General features: G+C 67.0%; 21 protein-coding genes and 1 pseudogene. 13 read left to right on the top strand and 9 right to left on the bottom strand.

What is annotated here, in order from left to right:
• Position 1: 1 nt before the first annotated feature.
• On the bottom strand, positions 2 to 328 hold the full coding sequence (locus HMPREF1136_RS11185) for a putative acetyltransferase (RefSeq protein WP_034504959.1): 327 nt from the start codon (positions 326 to 328) through the stop codon (positions 2 to 4).
• A 52-nt stretch (positions 329 to 380) separates the two neighbouring features.
• Here HMPREF1136_RS11185 and fdxA point away from each other — a divergent pair, with 52 nt between their 5' ends.
• Both fdxA and dapC read left to right on the top strand, forming a co-directional pair.
• Positions 381 to 722, top strand: a complete 342-nt coding sequence (gene fdxA, locus HMPREF1136_RS04840; protein ID WP_009648216.1) for a ferredoxin — start codon at positions 381 to 383, stop codon at positions 720 to 722.
• 19 nt (positions 723 to 741) lie between these two features.
• Positions 742 to 1,887, top strand: coding sequence for a succinyldiaminopimelate transaminase (dapC, locus tag HMPREF1136_RS04835; RefSeq protein ID WP_009648202.1), 1,146 nt, complete (start codon positions 742 to 744; stop codon positions 1,885 to 1,887).
• 64 nt (positions 1,888 to 1,951) lie between these two features.
• Here dapC and dapD read toward each other — a convergent pair whose 3' ends face one another.
• Positions 1,952 to 2,908, bottom strand: coding sequence for a 2,3,4,5-tetrahydropyridine-2,6-dicarboxylate N-succinyltransferase (dapD, locus tag HMPREF1136_RS04830; protein WP_009648206.1), 957 nt, complete (start codon positions 2,906 to 2,908; stop codon positions 1,952 to 1,954).
• 44 nt (positions 2,909 to 2,952) lie between these two features.
• Positions 2,953 to 3,654, bottom strand: a complete 702-nt coding sequence (locus tag HMPREF1136_RS04825) for a Maf family protein (protein ID WP_009648209.1) — start codon at positions 3,652 to 3,654, stop codon at positions 2,953 to 2,955.
• A gap of 226 nt (positions 3,655 to 3,880) precedes the next feature.
• Between HMPREF1136_RS04825 and HMPREF1136_RS04820 the strand changes: the two genes are divergently transcribed.
• The 6 genes from HMPREF1136_RS04820 (at position 3,881) to galE (ending at position 9,906) form a co-directional block, all read left to right on the top strand.
• Positions 3,881 to 4,915: an adenylate/guanylate cyclase domain-containing protein gene (locus HMPREF1136_RS04820; RefSeq protein ID WP_009648217.1), complete on the top strand. Its 1,035-nt coding sequence runs from the start codon at positions 3,881 to 3,883 to the stop codon at positions 4,913 to 4,915.
• 97 nt (positions 4,916 to 5,012) lie between these two features.
• Positions 5,013 to 5,690 carry a response regulator transcription factor gene (locus tag HMPREF1136_RS04815; RefSeq protein ID WP_009648205.1) on the top strand — a complete coding sequence of 226 codons (678 nt, stop codon included), beginning with the start codon at positions 5,013 to 5,015 and terminating at the stop codon, positions 5,688 to 5,690.
• Positions 5,691 to 5,713: 23 nt separating this feature from the next.
• Complete coding sequence (locus tag HMPREF1136_RS04810; RefSeq protein WP_009648194.1) at positions 5,714 to 7,042, top strand: sensor histidine kinase; 1,329 nt, start codon at positions 5,714 to 5,716, stop codon at positions 7,040 to 7,042.
• A 33-nt stretch (positions 7,043 to 7,075) separates the two neighbouring features.
• Positions 7,076 to 8,230, top strand: coding sequence for a 5-(carboxyamino)imidazole ribonucleotide synthase (locus HMPREF1136_RS04805; protein ID WP_034504957.1), 1,155 nt, complete (start codon positions 7,076 to 7,078; stop codon positions 8,228 to 8,230).
• Between the two features lie 64 nt (positions 8,231 to 8,294).
• Entirely contained in the window at positions 8,295 to 8,849 is a 555-nt protein-coding gene (purE, locus tag HMPREF1136_RS04800) for a 5-(carboxyamino)imidazole ribonucleotide mutase (protein WP_009648222.1), read from the top strand.
• Positions 8,850 to 8,910: 61 nt separating this feature from the next.
• Positions 8,911 to 9,906 carry a UDP-glucose 4-epimerase GalE gene (galE, locus tag HMPREF1136_RS04795; protein ID WP_009648200.1) on the top strand — a complete coding sequence of 332 codons (996 nt, stop codon included), beginning with the start codon at positions 8,911 to 8,913 and terminating at the stop codon, positions 9,904 to 9,906.
• 97 nt (positions 9,907 to 10,003) lie between these two features.
• Here the strand turns inward: galE and HMPREF1136_RS04790 are convergent.
• The 4 genes and pseudogenes from HMPREF1136_RS04790 to HMPREF1136_RS04775 all read right to left on the bottom strand — a co-directional run.
• Positions 10,004 to 11,197, bottom strand: a pseudogene (locus tag HMPREF1136_RS04790) (LCP family glycopolymer transferase); the annotation flags it as partial.
• A gap of 683 nt (positions 11,198 to 11,880) precedes the next feature.
• Complete coding sequence (locus HMPREF1136_RS04785) at positions 11,881 to 13,191, bottom strand: LCP family protein (protein ID WP_009648201.1); 1,311 nt, start codon at positions 13,189 to 13,191, stop codon at positions 11,881 to 11,883.
• Position 13,192: 1 nt separating this feature from the next.
• On the bottom strand, positions 13,193 to 13,663 hold the full coding sequence (locus HMPREF1136_RS04780) for a DUF2304 domain-containing protein (protein ID WP_009648223.1): 471 nt from the start codon (positions 13,661 to 13,663) through the stop codon (positions 13,193 to 13,195).
• Complete coding sequence (locus HMPREF1136_RS04775; RefSeq protein ID WP_009648204.1) at positions 13,660 to 14,340, bottom strand: glycosyltransferase family 2 protein; 681 nt, start codon at positions 14,338 to 14,340, stop codon at positions 13,660 to 13,662. Before HMPREF1136_RS04775 ends, HMPREF1136_RS04780 begins: the two co-directional genes overlap by 4 nt.
• A 108-nt stretch (positions 14,341 to 14,448) precedes the next feature.
• Between HMPREF1136_RS04775 and HMPREF1136_RS04770 the strand changes: the two genes are divergently transcribed.
• Genes HMPREF1136_RS04770 through HMPREF1136_RS04760 form a run of 3 tightly spaced genes read left to right on the top strand, consistent with a single transcriptional unit; the run spans position 14,449 to position 17,205 of the window.
• Positions 14,449 to 15,123, top strand: coding sequence for an acyltransferase (locus HMPREF1136_RS04770; RefSeq protein ID WP_009648227.1), 675 nt, complete (start codon positions 14,449 to 14,451; stop codon positions 15,121 to 15,123).
• On the top strand, positions 15,120 to 16,220 hold the full coding sequence (locus tag HMPREF1136_RS04765; RefSeq protein WP_034504951.1) for a DegT/DnrJ/EryC1/StrS family aminotransferase: 1,101 nt from the start codon (positions 15,120 to 15,122) through the stop codon (positions 16,218 to 16,220). The genes HMPREF1136_RS04770 and HMPREF1136_RS04765 overlap by 4 nt, the downstream gene beginning before the upstream one ends.
• Before the next feature lies 1 nt (position 16,221).
• Positions 16,222 to 17,205: a Gfo/Idh/MocA family protein gene (locus HMPREF1136_RS04760; RefSeq protein WP_034504971.1), complete on the top strand. Its 984-nt coding sequence runs from the start codon at positions 16,222 to 16,224 to the stop codon at positions 17,203 to 17,205.
• Positions 17,206 to 17,470: 265 nt separating this feature from the next.
• On the opposite strand, the gene HMPREF1136_RS04755 is transcribed toward HMPREF1136_RS04760, so the two are convergent.
• The gene (locus HMPREF1136_RS04755) at positions 17,471 to 19,126 is read right to left on the bottom strand and encodes a DUF2142 domain-containing protein (protein ID WP_009648197.1); all 1,656 of its coding nucleotides are present in this window, start codon (positions 19,124 to 19,126) and stop codon (positions 17,471 to 17,473) included.
• 36 nt (positions 19,127 to 19,162) lie between these two features.
• A complete protein-coding gene (locus tag HMPREF1136_RS04750) occupies positions 19,163 to 20,311 on the bottom strand; it encodes a glycosyltransferase family 4 protein (RefSeq protein ID WP_009648221.1) in 1,149 nt (382 codons plus the stop codon).
• Between the two features lie 91 nt (positions 20,312 to 20,402).
• On the opposite strand from HMPREF1136_RS04750, the gene HMPREF1136_RS04745 reads away from it, so the two are divergent.
• Positions 20,403 to 21,521 carry a glycosyltransferase family 4 protein gene (locus tag HMPREF1136_RS04745; protein WP_232204176.1) on the top strand — a complete coding sequence of 373 codons (1,119 nt, stop codon included), beginning with the start codon at positions 20,403 to 20,405 and terminating at the stop codon, positions 21,519 to 21,521.
• Positions 21,518 to 21,690: glycosyltransferase family 2 protein (locus tag HMPREF1136_RS11470; protein ID WP_442852129.1), on the top strand; the 173-nt coding region annotated here is incomplete at its 3' end. The genes HMPREF1136_RS04745 and HMPREF1136_RS11470, both read left to right, overlap by 4 nt.

Raw genomic sequence — 21,690 nt, 5'->3', positions numbered from 1 at the left:
GCTAGATCGTGGGCGGGGGAGGCACCTTCTTGCCCGTCACCATCGTGCGGGCATCCACGCGAACCGGCCCACGCCTCGTCGCGACCGTGACGTGGGTGGGAGCCACCTCTAAGGCCTCTCCCAGGGCGTCGTGCAGACCGTCTGCCAGGCGGTAACGGATGACGATTCTCTCGCCGACCTCGAAGCGCATCCACGGCAGATCGGGAATTGCGCGAAGAGGGCGTGCGGAAATTTGCTCTCCTGCGTCGGCGTGCGCGCGCTGGGCATGCGGCGACAATGCGCCGTTTTCCGCGGGAATATGTGCGGTGGGTGACTCGGGGCTACTCATACGTGAATAATAGAATCAACGAGTCTTTAGAACTGACCAGGAGGAACGTCTCATGACCTACGTCATCGCGCAGCCGTGCGTGGACGTCAAGGATCGCGCGTGCGTGGACGAGTGCCCCGTCGACTGCATCTACGAGGGGGAGCGCACGCTCTACATTCACCCCGAGGAGTGCGTGGACTGCGGCGCGTGCGAGCCCGTGTGCCCCACCGAAGCGATCTTCTACGAGGATGACCTGCCCGAGGAATGGGCGGACTACCTGCGCGCCAACGTCGATTTCTTCAACGAGCTGGGAAGCCCCGGCGGTGCCCAGAAGACCGGCGTCCAGGACTACGACGACCCGATGATTGCCGCGCTGCCTCCTCAGAATGAGGAATGGAAGGCCGAAAACCTCTGACAGTCGATAGGGTAGGGGCATGACAACTACGCTGCCTCGCCCCCTCGACCTGCCCGAATTCCCCTGGGATCAGCTTGCGCCCGCCAAAGCGCGCGCAGCTGCACATCCCGGGGGAATCTGTGATCTGAGCGTCGGCACGCCCGTCGACGACACCCCCGCGTTCATCCGAGATGCGCTCGCCGAGGCATCCAACGCGCACGGCTACCCGACGGTGATTGGCACCGCTGAGGTGCGCGATGCGATCCTCGCTTGGGGGGCGCGACGGGGCATGGTCGATGTCGGCCCCGGCGGCGTGATTCCTACGATTGGCTCGAAGGAAGCCGTCGCCTGGCTCCCCTTCCTGCTCGGCGTACGCCCCGGCGACACCGTCCTGGTTCCCGAGGTTGCCTACCCGACCTACGACATCGGTGCCCGCCTGGCTGGAGCGACTCCCGTCCCCGTCGACCCGACGAACCCCGACTCGTGGCCCGAGGCCACCCTCGTCTACCTGAACTCGCCCGGCAATCCCGACGGACACGTCATGAGTAAGGACGAGCTGCGCGGAGTCGTCGCGTGGGCGCGCTCCCACGGCGTTGTCGTTGTGTCCGACGAGTGCTACGCGGCCCTGCCCTGGGCCGAACCCTATGTGAGCGAGGGCGTGCCCTCCCTGCTGGATGTCGATGTCTGCGACGGTGACGCGAGCGGCCTCCTCGTCCTGTACTCGCTGTCCAAGCAGTCAAACCTCGCGGGCTACCGCGCCGCCCTCATCTACGGCGACCCCGCGCTGGTCGCCCCCATCGTGAACGCGCGTAAGCACTCCGGGCTCATGGTGCCCGCCCCCGTCCAACATGCGATGGCCCTCGCCCTGACTGACACCGAGCACGTCGAGGATCAGCGGCAGGTCTACGCCGCGCGACGCACCCTCCTCCTCGAGGCCCTGACCGACGCCGGCCTCGACGTTGACCCCGACAGTGCGGCCGGCCTGTACCTGTGGGTAGCCGACCCCGCCAACCTGACCGACTCGTGGGCGCTCGTGGACCGACTGGCCGAACTTGGCATCCTCGCCGCTCCCGGCAACTTCTACGGCACCGCTGCCCACGGGCGCGTGCGCGTGGCCCTCACCGCCAGCGACGAGCGCGTGGCAGCCGCGGCCAGCCGCATCCGCGAGGCATGGTCCGCCCGCTGACGGTTTCTACACCGAACGAGGCCGGGACGCATGACGCGCCCCGGCCTCGTTTGGTGTGTCCTCGTCAGTTCGACGCGTGCAGCGCGTCGTTAAGCTCGATGCCCACGACGCCCGCGCGGGCGATGGCTTCGATGCGACCCGTCTGAGAGTTGCGGCGGAACAGAATGTTCGACGCACCCGACAGCTCGCGCGCTGCAATCGTGCGCGGCTCAGCCTCGCCGGAGGAATCAATGAGCGTCACCTTCGCGCCGGCGGTCACGTACAGGCCGGCCTCGACCACGCAGTCGTCGCCCAGAGCGATGCCCAGGCCCGAGTTCGCACCCAGCAGGCAGCGCTCGCCCAGGCGCACGCGCTGCTTGCCGCCACCCGAGAGCGTGCCCATCGTGGAGGCGCCGCCGCCCACGTCCGAGCCATCGCCGATGACGACGCCCTGCGAGACGCGGCCCTCGACCATGGAGCGACCCAGCGTGCCCGCGTTGAAGTTGACGAAGCCGGCGTGCATGACGGTCGTGCCCTCGGACAGGTAGGCACCCAGGCGCACACGGGTGCCGTCGGCGATACGTACGCCCGAGGGCAGCACGTAGTTGACCATCGGCGGGAACTTGTCGATGCCCTGCACGGTCACGGGGCGGCCGTCGCGGGCGCGCAGGCGCAGGCGGGTGGCCTCGAAATCGGCGACCGCACACGGACCCGCATCCGTCCACACGACGTTGGGCAGCACCGCGAAGATACCGTCCAGGTTGATCGTGTTGGGCGCCGCCAGGCGGTGGGAAAGCAAGTGCAGGCGCAGGTAAGCGTCCTCGGTCGAGGCGGGGGCCGCGGTCAGGTCAATCGTCGTCGTCACGACGACGGTACGCACGCGGCGCGCATCGTCCACGCGCTCCAGCAGGGCCAGCGAAGTTGCCAGCTCCTCATCGCTCCCGGGTTCGCCCAGGTGCGGGGCGGGATACCACGTGTCGAGAGTTGTTCCGTCCAGGGTGATCGTTGCGAGGCCGACGCCCCATGCAGTGCTGTTATCCATGCCCCTACAGTACGGGGATTACGCGGGTCGTTGAGGAGTGAAACTTAGGTGCGCGGCGCATCCCACAGGTCCGGCCAAAACACGCCCAGCTCGGAGGCCATGGAGCGCAGCAGCGGCAACGAGATGCCGACGACCGAGTGATAATCGCCCGTCACGCCCTCGATGAAGGGACCGCCCAAGCCATCTACTGTAAAGGATCCTGCCACGTGCAGCGGCTCGCCCGTCGCCACGTACGCGTCGATCTCTGCGTCCGAGATGTCTCCGAAGTGGACCTGGGTCGAGGCGGAGCGGGTGACGCTTGCGCTTACCGTGCGCGTGCCCGTCCTCCCGTCGGTCGACGAGGCTGGGGCGAGGATCGCTGCCGAGTGTCCCGTCCACAGGGTGGCGCTCGTGCGGCGCATGGCGCGGATGCGCTCGCGGGCAACCTCGGGAGTGTGGGGCTTGCCGAGCATCTGACTGTCAATCTCGAGCATCGAGTCGCAGCCGACGACGAGGACGGGATCCCCCTCGGGCAGTTCTGGGTCTCCCTGGGTCAGGGCCTCGCACACGTCCGTGCACTTGGCGGCGGCGAGGGCCGCCACCTCGTCGGTGGGGGTGGTTGTGCCTCCCGAGAATGCGCGCCCGCCGGGCAGGGCGGCGAGGACGGCGTCCTCGTCGACGGTGGACACCCTGACGATTGGTGTGATGCCCGCCGCGATTAACGTGGCGCGGCGGGCGGGGGAGGCGGAGGCAAGAACGAGGCGCATAGGCACATTGTGGACCATGTGTCACGTCGCGCGCAGTCAAGCTGCAAAATAGTGCAAAAAACGGAGTTGTCGCAGGTAAATGTGCAAATGAGTGGTGGAAAATCAATCAGTCTACTACAATTGTCAGTGCGTGAGGTCATAATTTACTGTGACCTTAAAGCGTGATCTACTATACTTATCATCCGCTGATGTGGTGTTGAGTCAGCCTGACAAGGAGGGATTCGCGATGGATGAGCGTGCGACATCGTCCCATGCATCTCCCGATGACCTCACCGCAACCAGCTATGTTCCCCAGCTGCTCGGTGGTCATCTCACATACTCTGCCCGTGACCTCGCCGAGGCGACGGACACTCCGATCGAGCGTGTCTTACAGTTCTGGATCGCCCTGGGCTTCCAGGCCCCCGATCCGGATGAACAGATGTTCTCCCAGCGTGACCTCGACGTGTTTGGCAAGTGGCACGACCTCGTCGAGTCCGGCGTCATCGACACCGCCACGTCGCGCTCGCTCCTGCGTGCCAACTCCCACCTGGCCGACCGCCTCGCCCTGTGGCAGTTCGAGGCCCTGGTGGAGGACTCGATGCGTCGGCTCATGCTGGATGACACGACGGCTCGCATGTACGTGCTCGACCACATGCGTGAGCACATCGACGTCTTCCAGGAGATGTTCGTGTACTCCTGGCGTCGTCAGCTCGAGGCGACCCTCTCGCGCTTTGACCGCGAGGTCTCTCAACGCGGTCACGAGGAGCGTCACAGCCGCTTCCCGCTCAATCGTTGCCTCGGCTTCGTGGACATGGTGTCCTACACCTCGTCCTCGACGATTCTCGGGGATGCTCTGGTCGGCCTCATCGAGCGCTTCGAGGAAGAAAGTCGGACGGCGGTCATCGAAGAGGGCGGTCGCGTCGTCAAGATGATCGGCGACGCGGTTCTCTACATCGCCGATGACCTGCCCACCGGATTGCGCGTGGCGACCGCCCTCATTGAGCGTCTCAACGCGGACGATGAAATGCTTCCCGTACGCGCGTCTTTTGTGCGTGGTGACGTCTTTTCGCGCTCCGGCGATGTCTTCGGTCCGACCGTTAATTTGGCGTCTCGCCTCGTGGACATCGCACCGGTCGGTAAGATACTCACCGATCCTGCCACCGCGGCTGCGATCGCCGCTGGCAAGGGTGGCGAAGGGTACGAACTTGAGGAGTTCCCGACCGCAGACTTGCGCGGTTTTGGGCCTGTTTCTCCCTACCTGCTCTCTGCTCGTGTCGCCTGACGCGAGCGTTCTCAGCGTCTTTCGTTGACTTCTGACGCCCATGTTTTTTGGGTCAAGAGAGGTGAAAGTTTTGGTTCGGAATTGCTAAGATGAGAGCGTGACTACAGTTCTCCTCGTTGAAGACGATCCGGCCATCTCCGAGCCCCTCGCGCGGGCCCTGGGCAGGGAAGGATACGACGTGCGCGCGCACGCCACGGGCGGTGCAGCCCTGGCCGACACACGCAACGTCGACCTGGTCGTACTGGACCTCGGCCTGCCTGACATGGACGGCCTCGACGTCGCCCGTGAGATCCGCGCCGCCGGAAACCGGGTCCCGATCCTCATTCTCACCGCACGCACAGACGAAGTTGACATGGTTGTCGGCCTCGACGCGGGCGCGGACGACTACGTGACCAAGCCCTTCCGTCTGGCCGAGCTGCTCGCCCGCGTACGCGCGCTCCTGCGTCGTCAGGTCGCAGAACCCGCTGAAGGCGAGCTGCGCGCCCAGGACATCCGCGTGGACGTCGCAGCCCATCGCGCCTTCGTCGGCGATGTGGAGCTGAGCCTGACGGCCAAGGAGTTCGACCTGCTGCGCGTTCTGCTGCGCGAGGCCGGGTCCGTCGTCGCTCGCGACGCGCTCATGCGCGAGGTCTGGGGGTCCGACCCGACCGGCTCCACCAAGACCCTGGACATGCACGTGTCCTGGCTGCGTCGTAAACTCGGCGATGACGCGACCGACCCGCACTACATTACAACCGTGCGCGGGATGGGCTTCCGATTCGAAAGCGCGCGCTAATCCGTCGCTAAAGGAGGGTCACCATGCGCGCACGCGCGGTGAGGATGATTGTCTCCGTCGTCGCTGTCGTGTGCGTCGTCATGGGCCTGCCCGGCGCGTTTTTTGCCTCGGTGTCTATCTGGGCTTCCGAGCAGCGTGACCTGGAAGTCGCTGCCCAGCGCATCGTTCAGAGCATCGACCGTCGCAACGCGGCGGGCGAAAGCACGGACGCTGAGTCAGTAGCGGCGCTCGTCGCCGACCAGAATGAGGGCCGTGACGAACTCAGCTACCGTATTCTCGTGCCCGGCCACAACCTCATTACGGACGAGACTGAGCCGATCGGGCGCACGATGACAGCCTTTGCGGAGTCCCCGAGCGGCGTGAGTGTCCAGCTCACCTCCTCAGCCTCGGGCGCGACCACCCGCATCCTGTGGGCGTGCGGCATGTTCGGTGCTGGCATGATCGGCTCTATGCTGATCGGCTTGCTCATGGCTCGCTCGCTCTCGCGTTCCCTGTCCGCGCCCCTCATCTACCTGGCCGCACAGGCTGAGCAGATCGGCTCCGGCGGCGTGCGCGCCCGCGTTGAAGAATCCGGCATCGAAGAGATCGACCTGGTCTCCGAGGAACTCGCCCGCACAGGCGAGCGCATGGCCGGACGCCTCGCCGCCGAGCGCCAAGCCGCCGCCGACGCCTCCCACCAGCTGCGCACGCCGCTCACTGCCCTGTCGATGCGCCTGGAGGAAATTGAACTCATCTCCTCCGAGGAGGAAGTGCGTGCCGAAGCCCGCACCTGCCTCGAACAGGTCGAGCGCATGACCAACGTCGTTTCCGAACTCCTCGATGTCTCCAAGCGCCAAAACGGTGGGCAAACCGAGGCCATCCACATCCTCGAAGTCTTCAACACCGCCCGCGAAGAGTGGGAGGACCAGTTTAAGGCGGCAGGCCGTCCCCTCGTCTTTCTCGACGAGGCCGAGCGCCCAATCCTGGCCGACGCCGGCAAACTCGGACAGGTGCTGGCCACGCTCATCGAAAACTCCCTGCGTTACGGAGATGGAATGACGCGCGTGTGGGCGCACGCCGGTTCCTCCAAACGCGGCGTTATCATTGAGGTCAGCGACGAAGGCGAAGGTATCGACGAAGCCCTGGCACCCGACATCTTCGAAAAGGGTGTGTCTGGACACGGTTCGACGGGCATCGGCCTGGCCCTCGCCCACGACCTGGCCCAGGCGATGGGCGGGCGCCTGGAACTCAAGTCCAACATTCCCCCCGTTTTCACGATATCCGTCGCCGCAATCCCGGCGTCCCTGGACCCTGATCGCGTCATGCCCGAAGGGCCGCTCATTTCCATGGGACGCCGCTCGCGTCGCTTCTAGGAGAGCGGTAGATTGGGAGGCGTGGAACGCGATATGTTGACTCCTCCCACCGTGGCCGTCATCGGCGGCGGACAGCTGGCACGCATGATGCAGGAGAGCGCTATCGCGCTCGGCATTAACCTTCGGGCCCTCGTCGAGGCCGAGGATGGGTCGACCGGTCTGGTGACCGTCGACAAGGCTGTCGGTGCCCCCAAGGATCTGGACGCCGTTCGCGCGCTCATCGACGGTGCGGACGTCCTCACTTTCGAACATGAGCATATTCCTGCCCAAACCATGGAGGAGGCCGCGCGCGTCGTCTCCGTGCAACCCCCGGCCGCCGCTCTCCTGTACGCCCAGGACAAGCTTCAGATGCGCGCGCGCTTGAGTGAGATGGGCATCCCCTGCCCGGCATGGGCGCGCGTCGATAACGCGGCTGAGCTGGAGCGTTTCGGAGCGGTCATCGGCTGGCCCCTCATCGTCAAGACTCCACGAGGCGGCTACGACGGCCACGGCGTCGCGGTGGCCCACAGCCCCGCCGACGTCGAGTCATGGTGGGGAAGCGGCCCGCTCCTGGCCGAGGCCCTGGTGCCCTTCACGGGTGAAGTGGCGGCCCTGCTGGCGCGCACCCCCTCGGGCGAGGTTGCCTCCTGGCCCGTCGCCTCCACCGTCCAAGTGGGCGGCGTGTGTGCTGAGGTCACGGCTCCCGCGACCGGTATCCGACCCGAGACAGCGGACGAAGCGCGCCGCATCGGAGAACGCATTGCCGGGGAGCTGGGCGTCACCGGCGTCCTGGCCGTCGAGATGTTCGTCGTCGGAGAGGGAGCGGACGAGCGCGTCCTCGTCAACGAGCTGGCCATGCGCCCCCACAACACCGGACACTGGACCATCGATGGGGCCGTCACCAGCCAGTTCGAGCAACACCTGCGCGCCGTCCTGGACCTGCCACTCGGCTCTACCGACCTCAAGGCCCCGGGCACGCACGTCGTCATGGTTAACCTGCTGGGTTCCGCCTACAACCAGCCCGCGCGTGCCCTCGCCGCCGCCTATGAAGCCGGGGGAGGCGGAGCGAAAGTCCACCTCTACGGCAAAGAGGTGCGCCCGGGCCGCAAGCTCGGCCACGTCACCGTCGTCGACAAGGACCCGGACGTGGCCCTGACGCGCGCACGGGCCGCCGTTGAGGCCCTGCACGGCACCTCCGCCACCGACTGACCCCCCAACCGTCGGCCGAACGGCGAGAGCGCCCCGGCCTCGTCCCCTCCCGAAAGGACCGCCCATGACCACCGACCTCGACATCCAGCTCACGGCCACCAGCGACAACCCCCTCGTCGGCGTTGTCATGGGTTCCGACTCCGACTGGCCCACCATGGAACCCGCCGTCGCAGCCCTCGCCGAGTTCGCCATCGGCTGCGAAGTCGGCGTCGTCTCCGCCCACCGCATGCCCGAGGACATGGTCGCCTACGGGAGGAGCGCCTCGGAGCGGGGGCTGCGCGTCATCATCGCCGGAGCCGGCGGTGCCGCCCACCTTCCCGGCATGCTTGCCGCCCTCACCGAGCTGCCCGTCATCGGCGTGCCCGTTCCCCTCAAGCACCTCGACGGCGTGGACTCCCTGCACTCCATCGTCCAAATGCCCGCCGGCGTACCCGTCGCGACCGTGTCCATCGCGGGCGCGCGCAACGCCGGGCTGCTCGCGGCCCGTATCCTCGGCGCCGGAGAAGGACCGTGGTGTGAAGGTCTGCGCGCACACATGCGCGACTTCCAGAAGGACCTGCGCGACGTCGCCAGCGCCAAGGGCGCAGCCCTCGCCAAGCGCGTCGCCGAGGACTACTGACAAGCCCCCACAAGCCCCGCGCGGGTAGGCGCGGGCGCTCCCACCGTCGTATCCTGAAGCCATGAGCATTCTCGTTTGTGGCGGTGCCGGCTACATCGGCGCCCATGTTGTCCGCCTCCTGCGTCAGCGCGGGGATCGCGTCGTCGTCGTCGACGACCTGTCCACCTCGAACGCCGCCCGGGTCGGGGATACGCCCCTGGTTCGCCTCGACGTCGCCACGGACGAAGCGCGGTCCACCCTGTCCACCCTCATGATGGACGAGGACGTCACCGCCGTCATCCACTTCTCCGCCCGCAAGCAGGTCGGAGAATCCGTCAAGCGCCCCGCCTGGTACTACGCGCAGAACATCGGCGGCATGGCCAACGTCCTGGCTGCCATGGAGGACGCGGGCGTCGACCAGATGATTTTCTCCTCCTCCGCCGCCGTCTACGGCATGCCCACCGCCGAGGTCGTCACCGAAGACATGGCTGGCCACCCCATCAACCCCTACGGCGAAACCAAGCTGATCGGCGAGTGGATGATGGCCGACTGCGAGCGCGCATGGGATCTGAAGTGGATCGGCCTGCGCTACTTCAACGTCGCCGGTGCCGGCTGGCCCGACCTGGCCGACCCCGCCATCATGAACCTCATCCCCATGGTTCTCGACCGCCTCGAGCGCGGGGAGAGCGCCAAGATCTTCGGTGCCGACTACGACACCCCGGACGGCACCTGCGTGCGCGACTACATCCACGTCATGGACCTGGCCGAGGCCCACATCGCCGCCCTCGACGTCCTCGCCGAAGGCCGCCAGCCCGACCACCACACTTACAACGTCGGTACCGGCCTGGGCACCTCCGTCCAGGAGATCATCGACGGCCTGCGCCGCGTCATCGGCTGGGACTTCCCCGTCGAGGTCCTCGAGCGCCGCGCCGGCGATCCGCCCAAGCTCATCGGTGACCCGCTGTCCATCGGCGTGGACCTGGGCTGGAAGGCCAACAACGGTCTCGACGAGATCCTCACTTCCGCCTGGGAAGGCTGGCAGGCAGGTCCGCGACCCATCACGGTACCCGGTGCCTGAGAGCCTCTTTAACGCCTGACACGGCCGCGGCCTCGTCCCTTCTGTTGTGAGGGAACGAGGCCGCGGCTTGTTCTGCGCTCGGGCGCACCTGAGGACGTCAGCCGATCTGGTTGAGATCCGAGGTCGTGAGTTTGCCGGAGCGCAGCTTGGCGAAGAAGTCAGGGGCCGTCTCGTCACGCAGCAGGACCGCCGAGGCACCCGCGCTGGTCGTATAGTCCAGCGACTCGATGGGCGGGACACCCATCAGCTCGTCGGACGAGGCGCTGCGCAGCGCCATCACGAGGGAAGCAACCGTCATGATCGAGGAATCCTCATCGACAGTGAACGACTTGGAACCAGCGCGCTCCACGCGTAGGGTCCGCGCGGGGTTGATGAGGGTCGCGGGGGATGCGGCCTCGGACACGACCTTGGAGATCACCTGACGCTGACGCTTCGTACGACCGATATCGCCCTCCGGATCCTGGTATCGCATACGCGAGAACTGCAGGGCGGTGGGGCCGTCCACCGTGTGGCAGCCAGCAGTCCAGTTCAGGCCCGAATACTCGTCGTTCGAGTCGTGGTCGTAGCACAGCTCCACGCCGCCGACCGCGTCCACCATGTCGGGCACCGCACCCATGCCGATCTGCACGAAGTGATCGACGGTCAAACCCGTCAGCTTCTCGACTGTCTCGACCAGGAGCTGGGGGCCGCCGTAGGCGTAGGAAGCGTTGATCTTGTCCCAGCCGACGCCGGGAATCTCAGCGTAGGTATCGCGGGGAATCGACACAGCAACAGCCTGGCCGTTCGCCGCGATGTTGACCAGCATGATCGAGTCAGCGCGCTCGGATCCCTCAAAGCCGTCCTGCACGGCGCCGTCCGCACGCGAGTCCGAACCGGCCAACAGGTACGTCGTACCGGCCGTATCCGAGGCGCCCGACAGTGCGCTCACGCGCCCGATGTTCGTGTTCGCGTCCCACACGAGGAATCCGCCCCACGCGAGAACAATGACCAGGAGAACAGACAGCGTCTTGAGGACCAGGCGTCGGCGGCGCTTGCGCCGAGGCCTCGGAGCTGTCGCCGGAGCGGTGCGCGACGGCGTAGCGCCGGGTGTGGGGACCGGGTCGGGGACTGCCTGGGAGCGTGTGGCGCTCGCCTGGCGCGGCCCGTTACCCGAGGGCGCGAAGCTGGGAGCCGCTGGGGTGCGGGGCGTTGCAGCGTTGCCGGAGCCGGGCGCGAAGCTGGGAGCCGCTGGGGTGCGGGGCGTTGCAGTGTTGCTGGAGCCAGGTGCGAAGCTGGGAGCCGCAGGGGTGCGGGGCGTCGCAGTGTTGCCGGAACCGGGTGCGAAGCTGGGAGCCGCTGGGGTGCGGGACGTTGCAGCGTTGCTGGAGCCAGGCGCGAAGGACGGCGGGTTCGGAGCAACCGTCGTCTCGTCGGGCGTGGCAGGCGGGTTCGGAGCAACCGTCGTCTCGTCGGGCGTGGCAGGCGGATTCGGAACCGGCGCACTCCGACGGGCGGAGGACGCAGGTGTCGGAACAGGATACGCCCCCTTGGGGGAGGACGCAGGTGTCGGAACAGGGTACGTCGCCTGGGGGGAGGACGACGGTGTCGGGACAGGGTGCGTCGCCTGGGGGGAGGACGACGGTGTCGGGACAGGGTGCGTCGCCTGGGGGGAGGACGACGGGTTCTGTGACGAGTCCGCCTGGCGCGTGCGCAACGACTTGCGCGCGGCCGATCCCGGCGCGAACGACGGGGGCGGGGTAGGAGCGGAACGCCTCGGAAACAGCGAGGACGGATCGCGCTGGGGCTGATCCAGGGTCGGCGGCATCAGCGGGCGCGAGGAGTCGGCACCGTCCTCGGAAATCCTCCACATCTGCGGCGCGATCCCCTCAGACGGGGGGACGGGCGCGCCGGAGGGAGCCTCCTGGCCGATGACGTGCGCGTCATCGAAGTCGGGGCGGCGTCGTTTCGGGTTGGGCGTGAACGAGGGAGGAGTGCTCATTTGTCTTTCGGCGGGCAGGTGGCGGCGTTCTTCTGGGCGGCAGCCTCGTTGGCTGCGTTGTTCTCAACGGAGGCCGACTGCTCGGTATTGTCCGTGGTGCTCTGGGGCTGACCGGCGTTCTGAGTGTCGGCCGCAGAGGGCGTCGGCGAGGGCACGGCCTGTGCAGCCTTCGGGTCGGGGACCACCAGCTGCGCGCCGTTGCCATCCGTGTAGGTCGTACCCACGGGCAGCGCCTTGTCCTGCTTGAGCGCGGTCCACATGTTGCGGGCCATCGGTTCAGCAGCAATGCGTCGGTTCGGATCCCAGTAGGGCTCTTCGACGGGCATCGTCACAAACTGGATGTTCGTGCGGTCGATCTTCGACAGGACATTGAGCAGCAAATTAGTATCTGCGCTGGCATCGCCCAGGTTCGGGGAGACGTTGACAGACTGGATCGCGGCCTGCAGGAAGGTGAGGAGCGCGCCGGAGTCGGTGACGTAGTCCTTGGCCTGAAGCTCGCGAAGCATCGCGGAGATGAGCTGCTGTTGGCGGCCGATACGAGAGATGTCGGAGCCATCGCCCTGGCCCTTGCGCGAGCGCATGTAGGCCAGCGACTGAGTGCCGTCCAACTTCCAGCATCCCGCGTCGATGTACAGCTGAGCGGACTCATCTTCGATGTGATTAGGGATGTTGAACCAGATACCGCCCAGGGCGTCGATCATCTTGATGAAGCCGGCGAAGTTCACGACCATGAAGGAATCGATCGTCATGCCCGACATGTTCTCGATGGTCGACTTCACGCACGCAATACCGGGCGCGATGTCGGCGTCGGTGTTACCACCGTCGGCACCGTAGAACATGGAGTTGTTGAACATCTCTTCTTCGATGGGCTCGCTGGTCGATCCGTCGCGGTGCTTACACGCGGGGATATCGACCAGCGTGTCGCGCGGAATCGACACGACCTGAACACGAGAGCGGTCGGCGCTGACGTGGATAACCATCGTCGAGTCGTTGCGAAGGCCGGGGACCTCCTCCTCGTCACCTGCACCGACATTGCCGCTGTCGCCGTTACGCGAGTCCGTGCCGACGACGAGAATGTTGAGGGCGCGGCCGTCAAACGAATCCGGGGTCGCCTGAGCGTTCCCGTCGATCTGATAGTCGCCGATGTCCACGACTCGGTCGGCGAAATCGGCACTGATTTTGGCGTAGAGGAAGCACGCCGTTGACGTGGCGAAGAGAGCGCCGACCATCAGGATGGTGAGCGTATATCGCAGGAGGCCAAAGCGCCCAAAGTTAACAGCCGAGTGCTGGATCGGTCGCAGATTCATGTTACTCATCACTTGTAACCATATCGTTATCGGTCGTGTTTGTCGGGGAATGTGGTGGGGAAGCGGCGTGTTCCACTTGCTGAGGATCCCTCGTCTCAGGGGAGTGATCGCCGGTGGAAACCACTGCCTCGTCAGGAGGACGCACCCCCGCCAGCGCTAGCGCACGCGCGAGCGCCGCCACACGTGCCTCCATGCGCGCTTCGCGCCGGTAGGCGGTGACCATCTGAGCGATCAACGCGACGACAAGGCCGTAGACTATCAGGTTCACCCCGCGATCAACGCCGATCACGTGCGCCAGCCTGTTCGCCAGGGACGGCACGAGGATTGCGACAACGGCAGCAGCGACGAGTGCGCCGATCCCGATGCGGCGCATCGCGAGGGAGGACGCGGAGGAGACCGGGCGCGTGAGCCACCACGCGATGACGGCGAGTGCGAGCAGCAGAAGGACACGAATCAGCAGGTAGGCGCTCATCGTTCTCCCAACACAAGGTCGACGACGATGTTGACGGAATTCAGCAGCGGCTGGCCCTTCGCGCGCGAATAGTCCGTGTAGGAGATCGTCACGGGATGTTCGGCACCTGGAAGGCCGCAGCCAGCCAGCTGGGAGACGATCTGCGAGGCGTGGGCCATGCGTCCCTGGGTCAGGTGCACGTGGGCGAGGGCGTCGGCACGGATGACGCGCAGGCCATTGTGCGTGTCGGTGAGCGCCATGCCGGTGCGGGCGTGAGCGGCCATCGCACCGACGTGCAGCAGAGCGCGCTTGAGCGCGCCGACTTGGGTGCCTCCACCGTCGAGGAAACGGGACCCGAGGACGAAGGCAAGGTCCTCTCTGCGCGCGCGATCAACCATCGCCGCGGCGTCGGCGGGATCGTGCTGGCCATCGGCATCAAAAGTCACCACGTAGCGGGCCCCGCGGGCGAGGGCCGCATCGAAGCCGGTCTGCAGGGCAGCGCCCTGTCCCAGGTTCAGCGGGTGGACCGCCGTGTAGGCGCCGGCGCGGCGAGCGAGAGCGGCGGTGTCGTCGCCGGAGGCATCGTCCACGACGAGGACTCGGGGAAAAAGAGCGCGCACGCCCGCGATGACGCCCCCGATGACGGGCGCCTCGTTAAACGCGGGGATGACGACCCACGTGTCGGAGCGCTGCTGCATTTCTCCAGTGTCGCACATAGGGCAGGCTACGCGCCTATAGTGTTGCTATCCGACGGGGCGTACCTGATGTGCGTGATCGTGCCTATAGGACAACACAAGGGAGATACCGTGATCAAGCCCAGCGCCGACGTGGCACCCAGCGCGCAGGTTGCGCCCAGCGCCCGCGTGTGGCACCTGGCCCAGGTTCGCGAAAACGCCCGTATCGGCGAAGAGACGATCATCGGACGCGGGGCTTACATTGGCGAAGGCGTTCGGGTAGGTGCGCGCTGCAAGATCCAGAACTACGCCCTCGTCTACGAACCCGCCTCCCTGGCCGACGGCGTCTTCGTCGGCCCCGCAGCCGTCCTCACGAACGACCACTGCCCCCGCGCCATCAATCCCGACGGAACCCTGAAGCGCGCGTCGGATTGGCACCGCGTCGGCGTCACCGTCGAGCACGGTGCCGCCATCGGCGCGCGCGCCGTATGCGTGGCCCCCGTGCGCATCGGCGCGTGGGCAAGCATCGGAGCAGGCTCTGTCGTCACCCGCGACGTCGCCCCCTACGCCCTCGTCGTCGGCGTGCCCGCGCGCCGCGTCGGATGGGTCGGCGAGGCCGGGGTACCCCTCGTGGTCGTCGACCCCGACGCTGCACCCGACCGCGAGGCCGGGACAGTCGCGTGGGTGTGCCCGGCCTCGGGCCGCCGCTACATCGAGCGAAACGGCACCCTGACGCCGGAGGAAACCCAGGCCTCGTCCCCGAACACCGCCGACACACAGGCCCAGACCCATGAGGACCACCAGTGATGCAGCCCTTCATTCCACCCGCACGCCCGCTCATCGGCGAGGAGGAAATCGACGCGGTCGCCGCCGTCATGCGTACGGGCATGATCGCCCAGGGGCCGCAGGTCGCCGCCTTCGAGGAGGAGTTTGCCGCCACCCTCGTGCCCGGAACCCACGCCGTCGCGGTCAACTCGGGAACCTCAGCCCTGCACTTGGGCCTGCTCGCCGCCGGGATCGGGCCGGGTGACGAGGTCATCGTCCCCTCCTTCACCTTCGCTGCCACCGCGAACTCGGTCGCCATCACAGGCGCGACCCCCGTGTTCGCCGATATCGACCCGCTCACGTTCACACTGTCACCGGCCGCTGTCGAAGCCGCAATCACGCCTCATACACGGGCCATCATGCCCGTCCACCTCTACGGCCACCCCGCGCCCATGGAGGCGCTTCAGGCGATTGCCGACGCGCATGGACTCATGCTCTTTGAAGACGCCGCCCAGGCCCACGGTGCCACCCTGCACGGGCGCGCGGTCGGCTCTTTCGGCACCTTCGCGGCCTTCTCCTTCTACCCGACGAAGAACATGACCAGCGGCGAGGGCGGCATGGTCACCTCGACCGACCCCAGCGTCATCCGCGGGGTGAAGCTCGCGCGCAACCAGGGCATGGAGACGCGCTACGCCAACGAAATCGTGGGCCTCAACAACCGCATGACCGACATCCACGCGGCCATCGGTCGGGTGCAGCTCACCAAGGTCAGCGCGTGGACGCGCAAACGTCAGGACAACGCCGCCTTCCTGGACGCTCACCTGCGAGGTGTCACCGTCCCGCACGTCGCCCCCGGTGCCACGCACGTCTACCACCAGTACACGATCCGCGTGCCCGAAGACCGCGATGGTTTCGCCGCCGCCCTGCGTGAGGAGTACGGCGTCGGCTCGGGCGTCTACTACCCGATCCCGAACCACGAGCTGCCCTCCCTGGCCCGCTTCGCCCCCGGTCTGGAGCTTCCGGCCACACGCGAGGCAGCCGACCAGGTCCTCTCCCTGCCGATCTACCCGTCGCTGACGCCCATCGAGCTGGAGCGCATCGCACACGGCGTCAACGCGCTCGCGGAGGCGGGTGCCTGACGTGAGTATTCGCTTAGGAATCCTCGGCATTGGCTCGATGGGCCGACACCACGTGCGCAACGCCCGCGCCACGCGGGGGGTAGACCTCGTCGCGCTCGCGGATCCGGGCGGCGACCGCTTCGGCGTCGCCGGCAACCTGCCCGTCCTCGGCGGCGTCGAGGAACTGATCGAGGCCGGCATCGACGCGGCGATCATCGCTGCCCCCACCGCCCACCACGAAGCCGCAGCTCTAGCGCTCGCCGAGGCCGGGGTACACACCCTCGTCGAAAAGCCCCTCGCCACGAGCGTGGAGGCGGGCCGGCGCATCCGCGACGCCTTCGCGCGTGCGGGCCTCGTGGGTGCCGTCGGCTACGTCGAGCGCTGCAACCCGGCGCTCATCGACATGCGTCGGCGGATCGCTCAAGGCCAGCTCGGCGACATCGAGCAGATCGCGACGCGCCGCCAGTCGCCCTTCCCCGCGCGCATCAGCGACGTCGGCGTGGTGAAGGACCTAGCCACGCACGACGTGGACCTGGCCGCGTGGGTGGCCGGTGCCCCCTACGAGAGCATCTACGCGCGCACTTCCGCGCGCTCGGGCAGGCCTCACGAGGACATGATGGTTGCCTCGGGCGTGCTTGCCGGCGGCATTCTCGTCAACCACCTCGTCAACTGGCTGACCCCCTACAAGGACCGTACGACCATCGTGACGGGGGAGCGCGGCGCGCTCGTCGCCGACACCGCCATGGGGGACCTGACCTTCTACGAGAACGGCCACGCGCCCCTGCAGTGGGACGCCATCGCGGCCTTCCGCGGGGTCAGCGAGGGCCAGGTCGTGCGCTATGCGCTCACCAAGCGCGAGCCCCTCGCCCTCGAACACGAGCGCTTCCGCGACGCGATTCTCGGCGTGGGCAGCGAGCACGTCACCATGGACGAGGCCCTGGACAACCTGCGCGTCGTCGAGGCCATCCTCGCTTCGGCCGCCACCGGTCGCTCTGTCGACCTGTAGGGAACGCGTTCGGTCGATCATCATCTACCGCGCGGCCTCTGTTCCGCACGCAAACCCTCTGTTCCGCACGTGGGCGACCCCGCCCATGCTCCGATGAGCGGGTTCACGTGCGGAAGAGAGGACCCACGCTCTTCATAGCGGGTTCACGTGCGCATCGAAGCGCCTGAATCCGCCTCTAGCCGACGAACCCGCCACGGCCTCGTCACCCGAATACGCGTGCGCCCAGGCAACCTGCCGGGCAGGCACCTGGGCGCACGAAGGAGAATCAGGACTCGAGAGCGGGCTTCTGGTCGAGTTCTTCACGCGTTAAGAGGAACGCGAAAGCAATGGCCGCAGCGAAAGAAACCGTGCCAATCGCCCAGACCGTGTTCGGGCCGATGGGGGCACCCGGCCACCACCACCCGGCCGTCTGACTCAGGTTGAACAGGAGGACCGAGGACCCGTGGGTGTAGCGCAACAGCAGGAGGAACAACGCCCAGAACTGGGTCCCTGCCGCCAGCACGCCGAGCACGACAGCTTGCGAACGCGAGACCAAGCGCTCGCGCCGATCCATCGTCAGCAGGAAGAACAGGAACACGATCCACAGAGGCATCATGTAGCGCGCCTGGTAGGTGGCCACGTTGTTGAACTCCTGGAGAATACCGATCAGGGTCGGGACGCCAGCCATCGCGCCAACCAGCGTCAGCAGTGTCATCAGCTTGCGCCACGACCAGGTGCGCGCACCAGCGATAAAGACGGCACCCGCGATCAGGAGGCCAACGGTCGAGATAGAGCCGTCGTAGTTCACGTCCAGCCATCCCGGTCCCCAGCGGTAGCCGTAGAAACCGGCGAGGTACTGCGGCAGGAAGGACATGTTGTCACCGAGCAGGTCAATGAGTGAGCGAGACTCGCCCTGCGCCGTCGTCAGGTGGGTGCTCGCGACGTTCGTTGAGCGCATGACGATGATGCCGATGATCGAGGCAACGATGGCAAGCGTGGCCTCGGGCCAGTGCTCGCGACGCCAACGCACCGCGAACGCGAGGGCGACGGTGATGACGAACAGGAAGAAGGCGGAGTCGCCGCGTGAGGTACACGACAGGACAGCGCCCAGAGCGGCAGCACCGAGCAGGGACCAACGCCGCCACCCATAGGACTGCGTGGCCGACCATAGACCAGCCGCGAAGGCGAACACGCCTGTGAAGGCCCACGAAGAGGGGTTGTTGGAGGCAATGAAATAGATGCCCATCGGCGTCCATGCCGCCAGAATCGCCAACACGTAGCCGCGGCGCATCGCGCTCGGCATGAGTGCGCCGATCGCCCCGATGAGAACAATGGCGATACTGACGTTGATGAGACGCATCGTCACACCCGCCCGGTCGGCGTCGTGAGCGATGAAGTGGTGGTGGAATTGGTAGTAGCCCCACGGGTAGTTGCCGTCATCCCAACGGTCGGTTACCATCGTGCGCTCGTCCGAGTTGTTGAGCGAGCAGACGGCAGATTCATTCCCGTGGAACGCGTAGCACGCGACCCTGGTGGCGGAGATGGTCTCGGGAACGACCGGGCCGAAGGTTCCACGTTCGGTGTAGCCGGTCGTACAACCGGAATCCGCCAGCGGGGGAGGACACCAGATGGAACCCAGGTGGTAGTCGTCGTCGGGGGAGGCCCCGAGCGGGGACGACACGGCCCACGCGAGGCCAACGCCGCACACGGACAGCACGAGGCCGATAACGCCGATCACGCGCCAGGCGCGGGTGGACAAACCAAAGCGGTTGCGGAAGGAAGCTGAATGCGGTGCCGGTGCCTCGCCGGGCTGATCCGCGTCCTTGTCCTCAGTGCGATCAGTGTCCAGGGAGCGCACAGCTTCCTCAGGCAGATCCGTCTCCGTAGCGAACTCGTCCTTCAAGGGCTTCGCCTCGTCGCTGGGATGGTCGTGAGTGGTCATAGCAGGCAGTCCTTGTGTGTCGCGGTACGTTGGGGATCAGAGTCCGGCTGCGGCGCGGAATGCCTGCGCGTGGACTTCAGCTGCCCGTTCCCAGGTGAACTCCTCGGAGCGAGCGATGGCGGCCTGCCCCAGCCGGGCGCGGCGCTGCGGATCGTTCATCAGGGTGGTGAGGGCGTCGGCGATCGACTCGGGAGTGATGTCGCAGTAGTCGACCGCGTCCCCGCCGACCTCGGGCAGGGACGTCAGGCGCGTCGTGAGCGTCGCAGCCCCACAGCTCATGGCCTCGAGAACGGGCAGACCGAAGCCCTCCGCGATCGAGGGGTAGGCCAGGACGAGGCATCCGGAGAGGAAACCGGGCAGGTCCTCCAGGGGCAGGTAGCCGGGACGCAGAACCGTCAGGTGCGAGGGGACTGCCGCCAGGGCCGGGTCAATGTCCTCATCCCAGCCCTTGCCGCCGGCCAGAACCAGTGCGGGAGGATTGGGCAGGTCCGAGACCGCCTGCGTCCAACCGCGCACCAGGTTCGGGACGTTCTTGCGGGGCTCGAGAGTGCCGAGGAAACCGATGTACTCCTGGCCATCCAGGCCGAGGGACTTCTTGACACGCGCACGCTCAGCGTCATCCACGGGGTGGAAGATTGATCGGTCTACGCCGTGGTAGGCGACGTAGAACTGCGAGGGGTCACCGCCCGCGTACTTGATCGTCTCATCGCGCGTCGCCTCGGAAGGCACGACGAGCGCAGCGGCCCGACGGATCGCGCGGCGGATCGCGAACGTGAAGAACTTTTGCTTCGTACGCGAGTGTGCCTGCGGGTGGGAGAAGAACGTTGCGTCGTGCAGGGTGATGACGACGGGCACGCCCGGGAACTGCGGGCACGTGTAGTGAGGGGAGTGGAGCACGTCGGGGCGAACCTTGCGGATGAGCGAGGGCAACCCCGTCTGCTCCCACGCGAAACGCATCGGACGTGACTCGAAGCGAGGGGAAATCGGGATGATGCGAGCGGATGGCAGGCGCGTGGCAAAGTGCTCTGCGTCGCGCTCTTGCACCGCCATCGTGAGTTCAACGCCCTGGGCCTCGAGTTCGGGCACCAGATCGTCCACGTAGCGGCCCACTCCGCCGAGGTTCGCGGGGATCGCAGTGGCGTCCATGAGGACGCGGACGGGCTTGGACGAGAGAGAGGAAGGCATAATGGTCTCCGGTCGTTGCGAAGGATTTTCCCATTGTATGTCAGTATCTGGCCGGGCAGACGCTGACATACATCTCAACTATCCTGGAAGCATGAGCGTACGCGTCGGAATGGTAGTTGAGCAGATGTGGCAGCCCGTGCCCGGAGGCTCGGGACGATACATCGTGGAAGTGGCCTCTCGCCTGGCCGCGCAGGGGGTACGCGCCGTCGGCATCGCCGCGCGACACGGCGCGGGCGAACCCACCCCGGAAGAGGTAGGCCTGACGATTCCTGTGCTCAACTCCGCGCTGCCGCGCCGCCTCCTGTACGCAGCGTGGGACCGCCTGAGCATGCCGCGCGTGGACCGGATGCTCGGCGTCGGATCGGGCGGGGAAGCGCAGGTCGTGCACGCGACCACCTGGGCGATTCCCCCGACCTCGCGGCCGCTGGTGGTCACCGTTCACGACGTCGCGTTCCTGCGCGATGCCAGCCACTTCACCTCCCACGGGGCCGCCTACTTTAACCGTGCCCTCGACATCACCAGGCACCGTGCCGACGCGGTCATCGTCCCCTCCGAGGCGACCGCGCGCGACTGCATCGAGGCGGGCATCGACGAGGGACTCATCACCGTCATCCCGCACGGCCTCACCCACACGCCCGTCACCGACTCCCAGGTGGAGGGCTTCCGCGCCCGCCACGGCCTGACCCGCCCCTACATCCTGTGGGTCGGCACTCGCGAACCCCGCAAGAACCTGCCGACGCTGCTGCGCGCATACCGCGCCATGGCCTCGTCCACGGATCTCGACCTGGTCCTCGTGGGTCCCGCTGGGTGGGGAGAAGACCCCGAGTGGGGGGACCTGCCCGCCGAACGCACCCACGTCCTCGGACGCCTCGATGACACCGACCTCGCCTGCGCCTATGCAGGAGCGCGTGTCTTCACGTTCCCCTCGATCTGGGAGGGCTTCGGGCTGCCCGTCCTTGAGGCTATGGCGCACGGCACCCCCGTCGTCACCAGCGCCGACACCTGCATGGCGGAGATCACGGGCACCGACGCGGGTCTCCTTGTACCGGCCACCGACGCTCGTGCCCTCGCCGACGCCCTGGAGGCCGCCGCCGGAAGCGAGCACGACCGCCTAGCCGCGGCCGGCCTCGCCCGCGCCACCGACTACACGTGGGAAGCCTCAGCAGCCGCCCACGCCCGCCTCTACGAGACGCTGGCGGGCACCCAATGAACGCCGGGACGAACACCCCCGGCGCGGGAGAACAGACCGGAGCCGCGCGGCGCAGCGCCCGCGTCGTCCTCGTTAACTGGAAGAACGCGCCCCTGACCCTGCGGGCCGCCCGCTCGATCGCCCCCCAACTGCGCCAGGGCGACCGCCTGATCATCGTCGATAACGGCTC

Source organism: Actinomyces sp. ICM47, from assembly GCF_000278725.1.
Lineage (GTDB): Bacteria > Actinomycetota > Actinomycetes > Actinomycetales > Actinomycetaceae > Pauljensenia.
The sequence above is the reverse complement of the archived record's forward strand: the minus strand, read 5'-3'. Positions and strand labels throughout refer to the sequence as shown.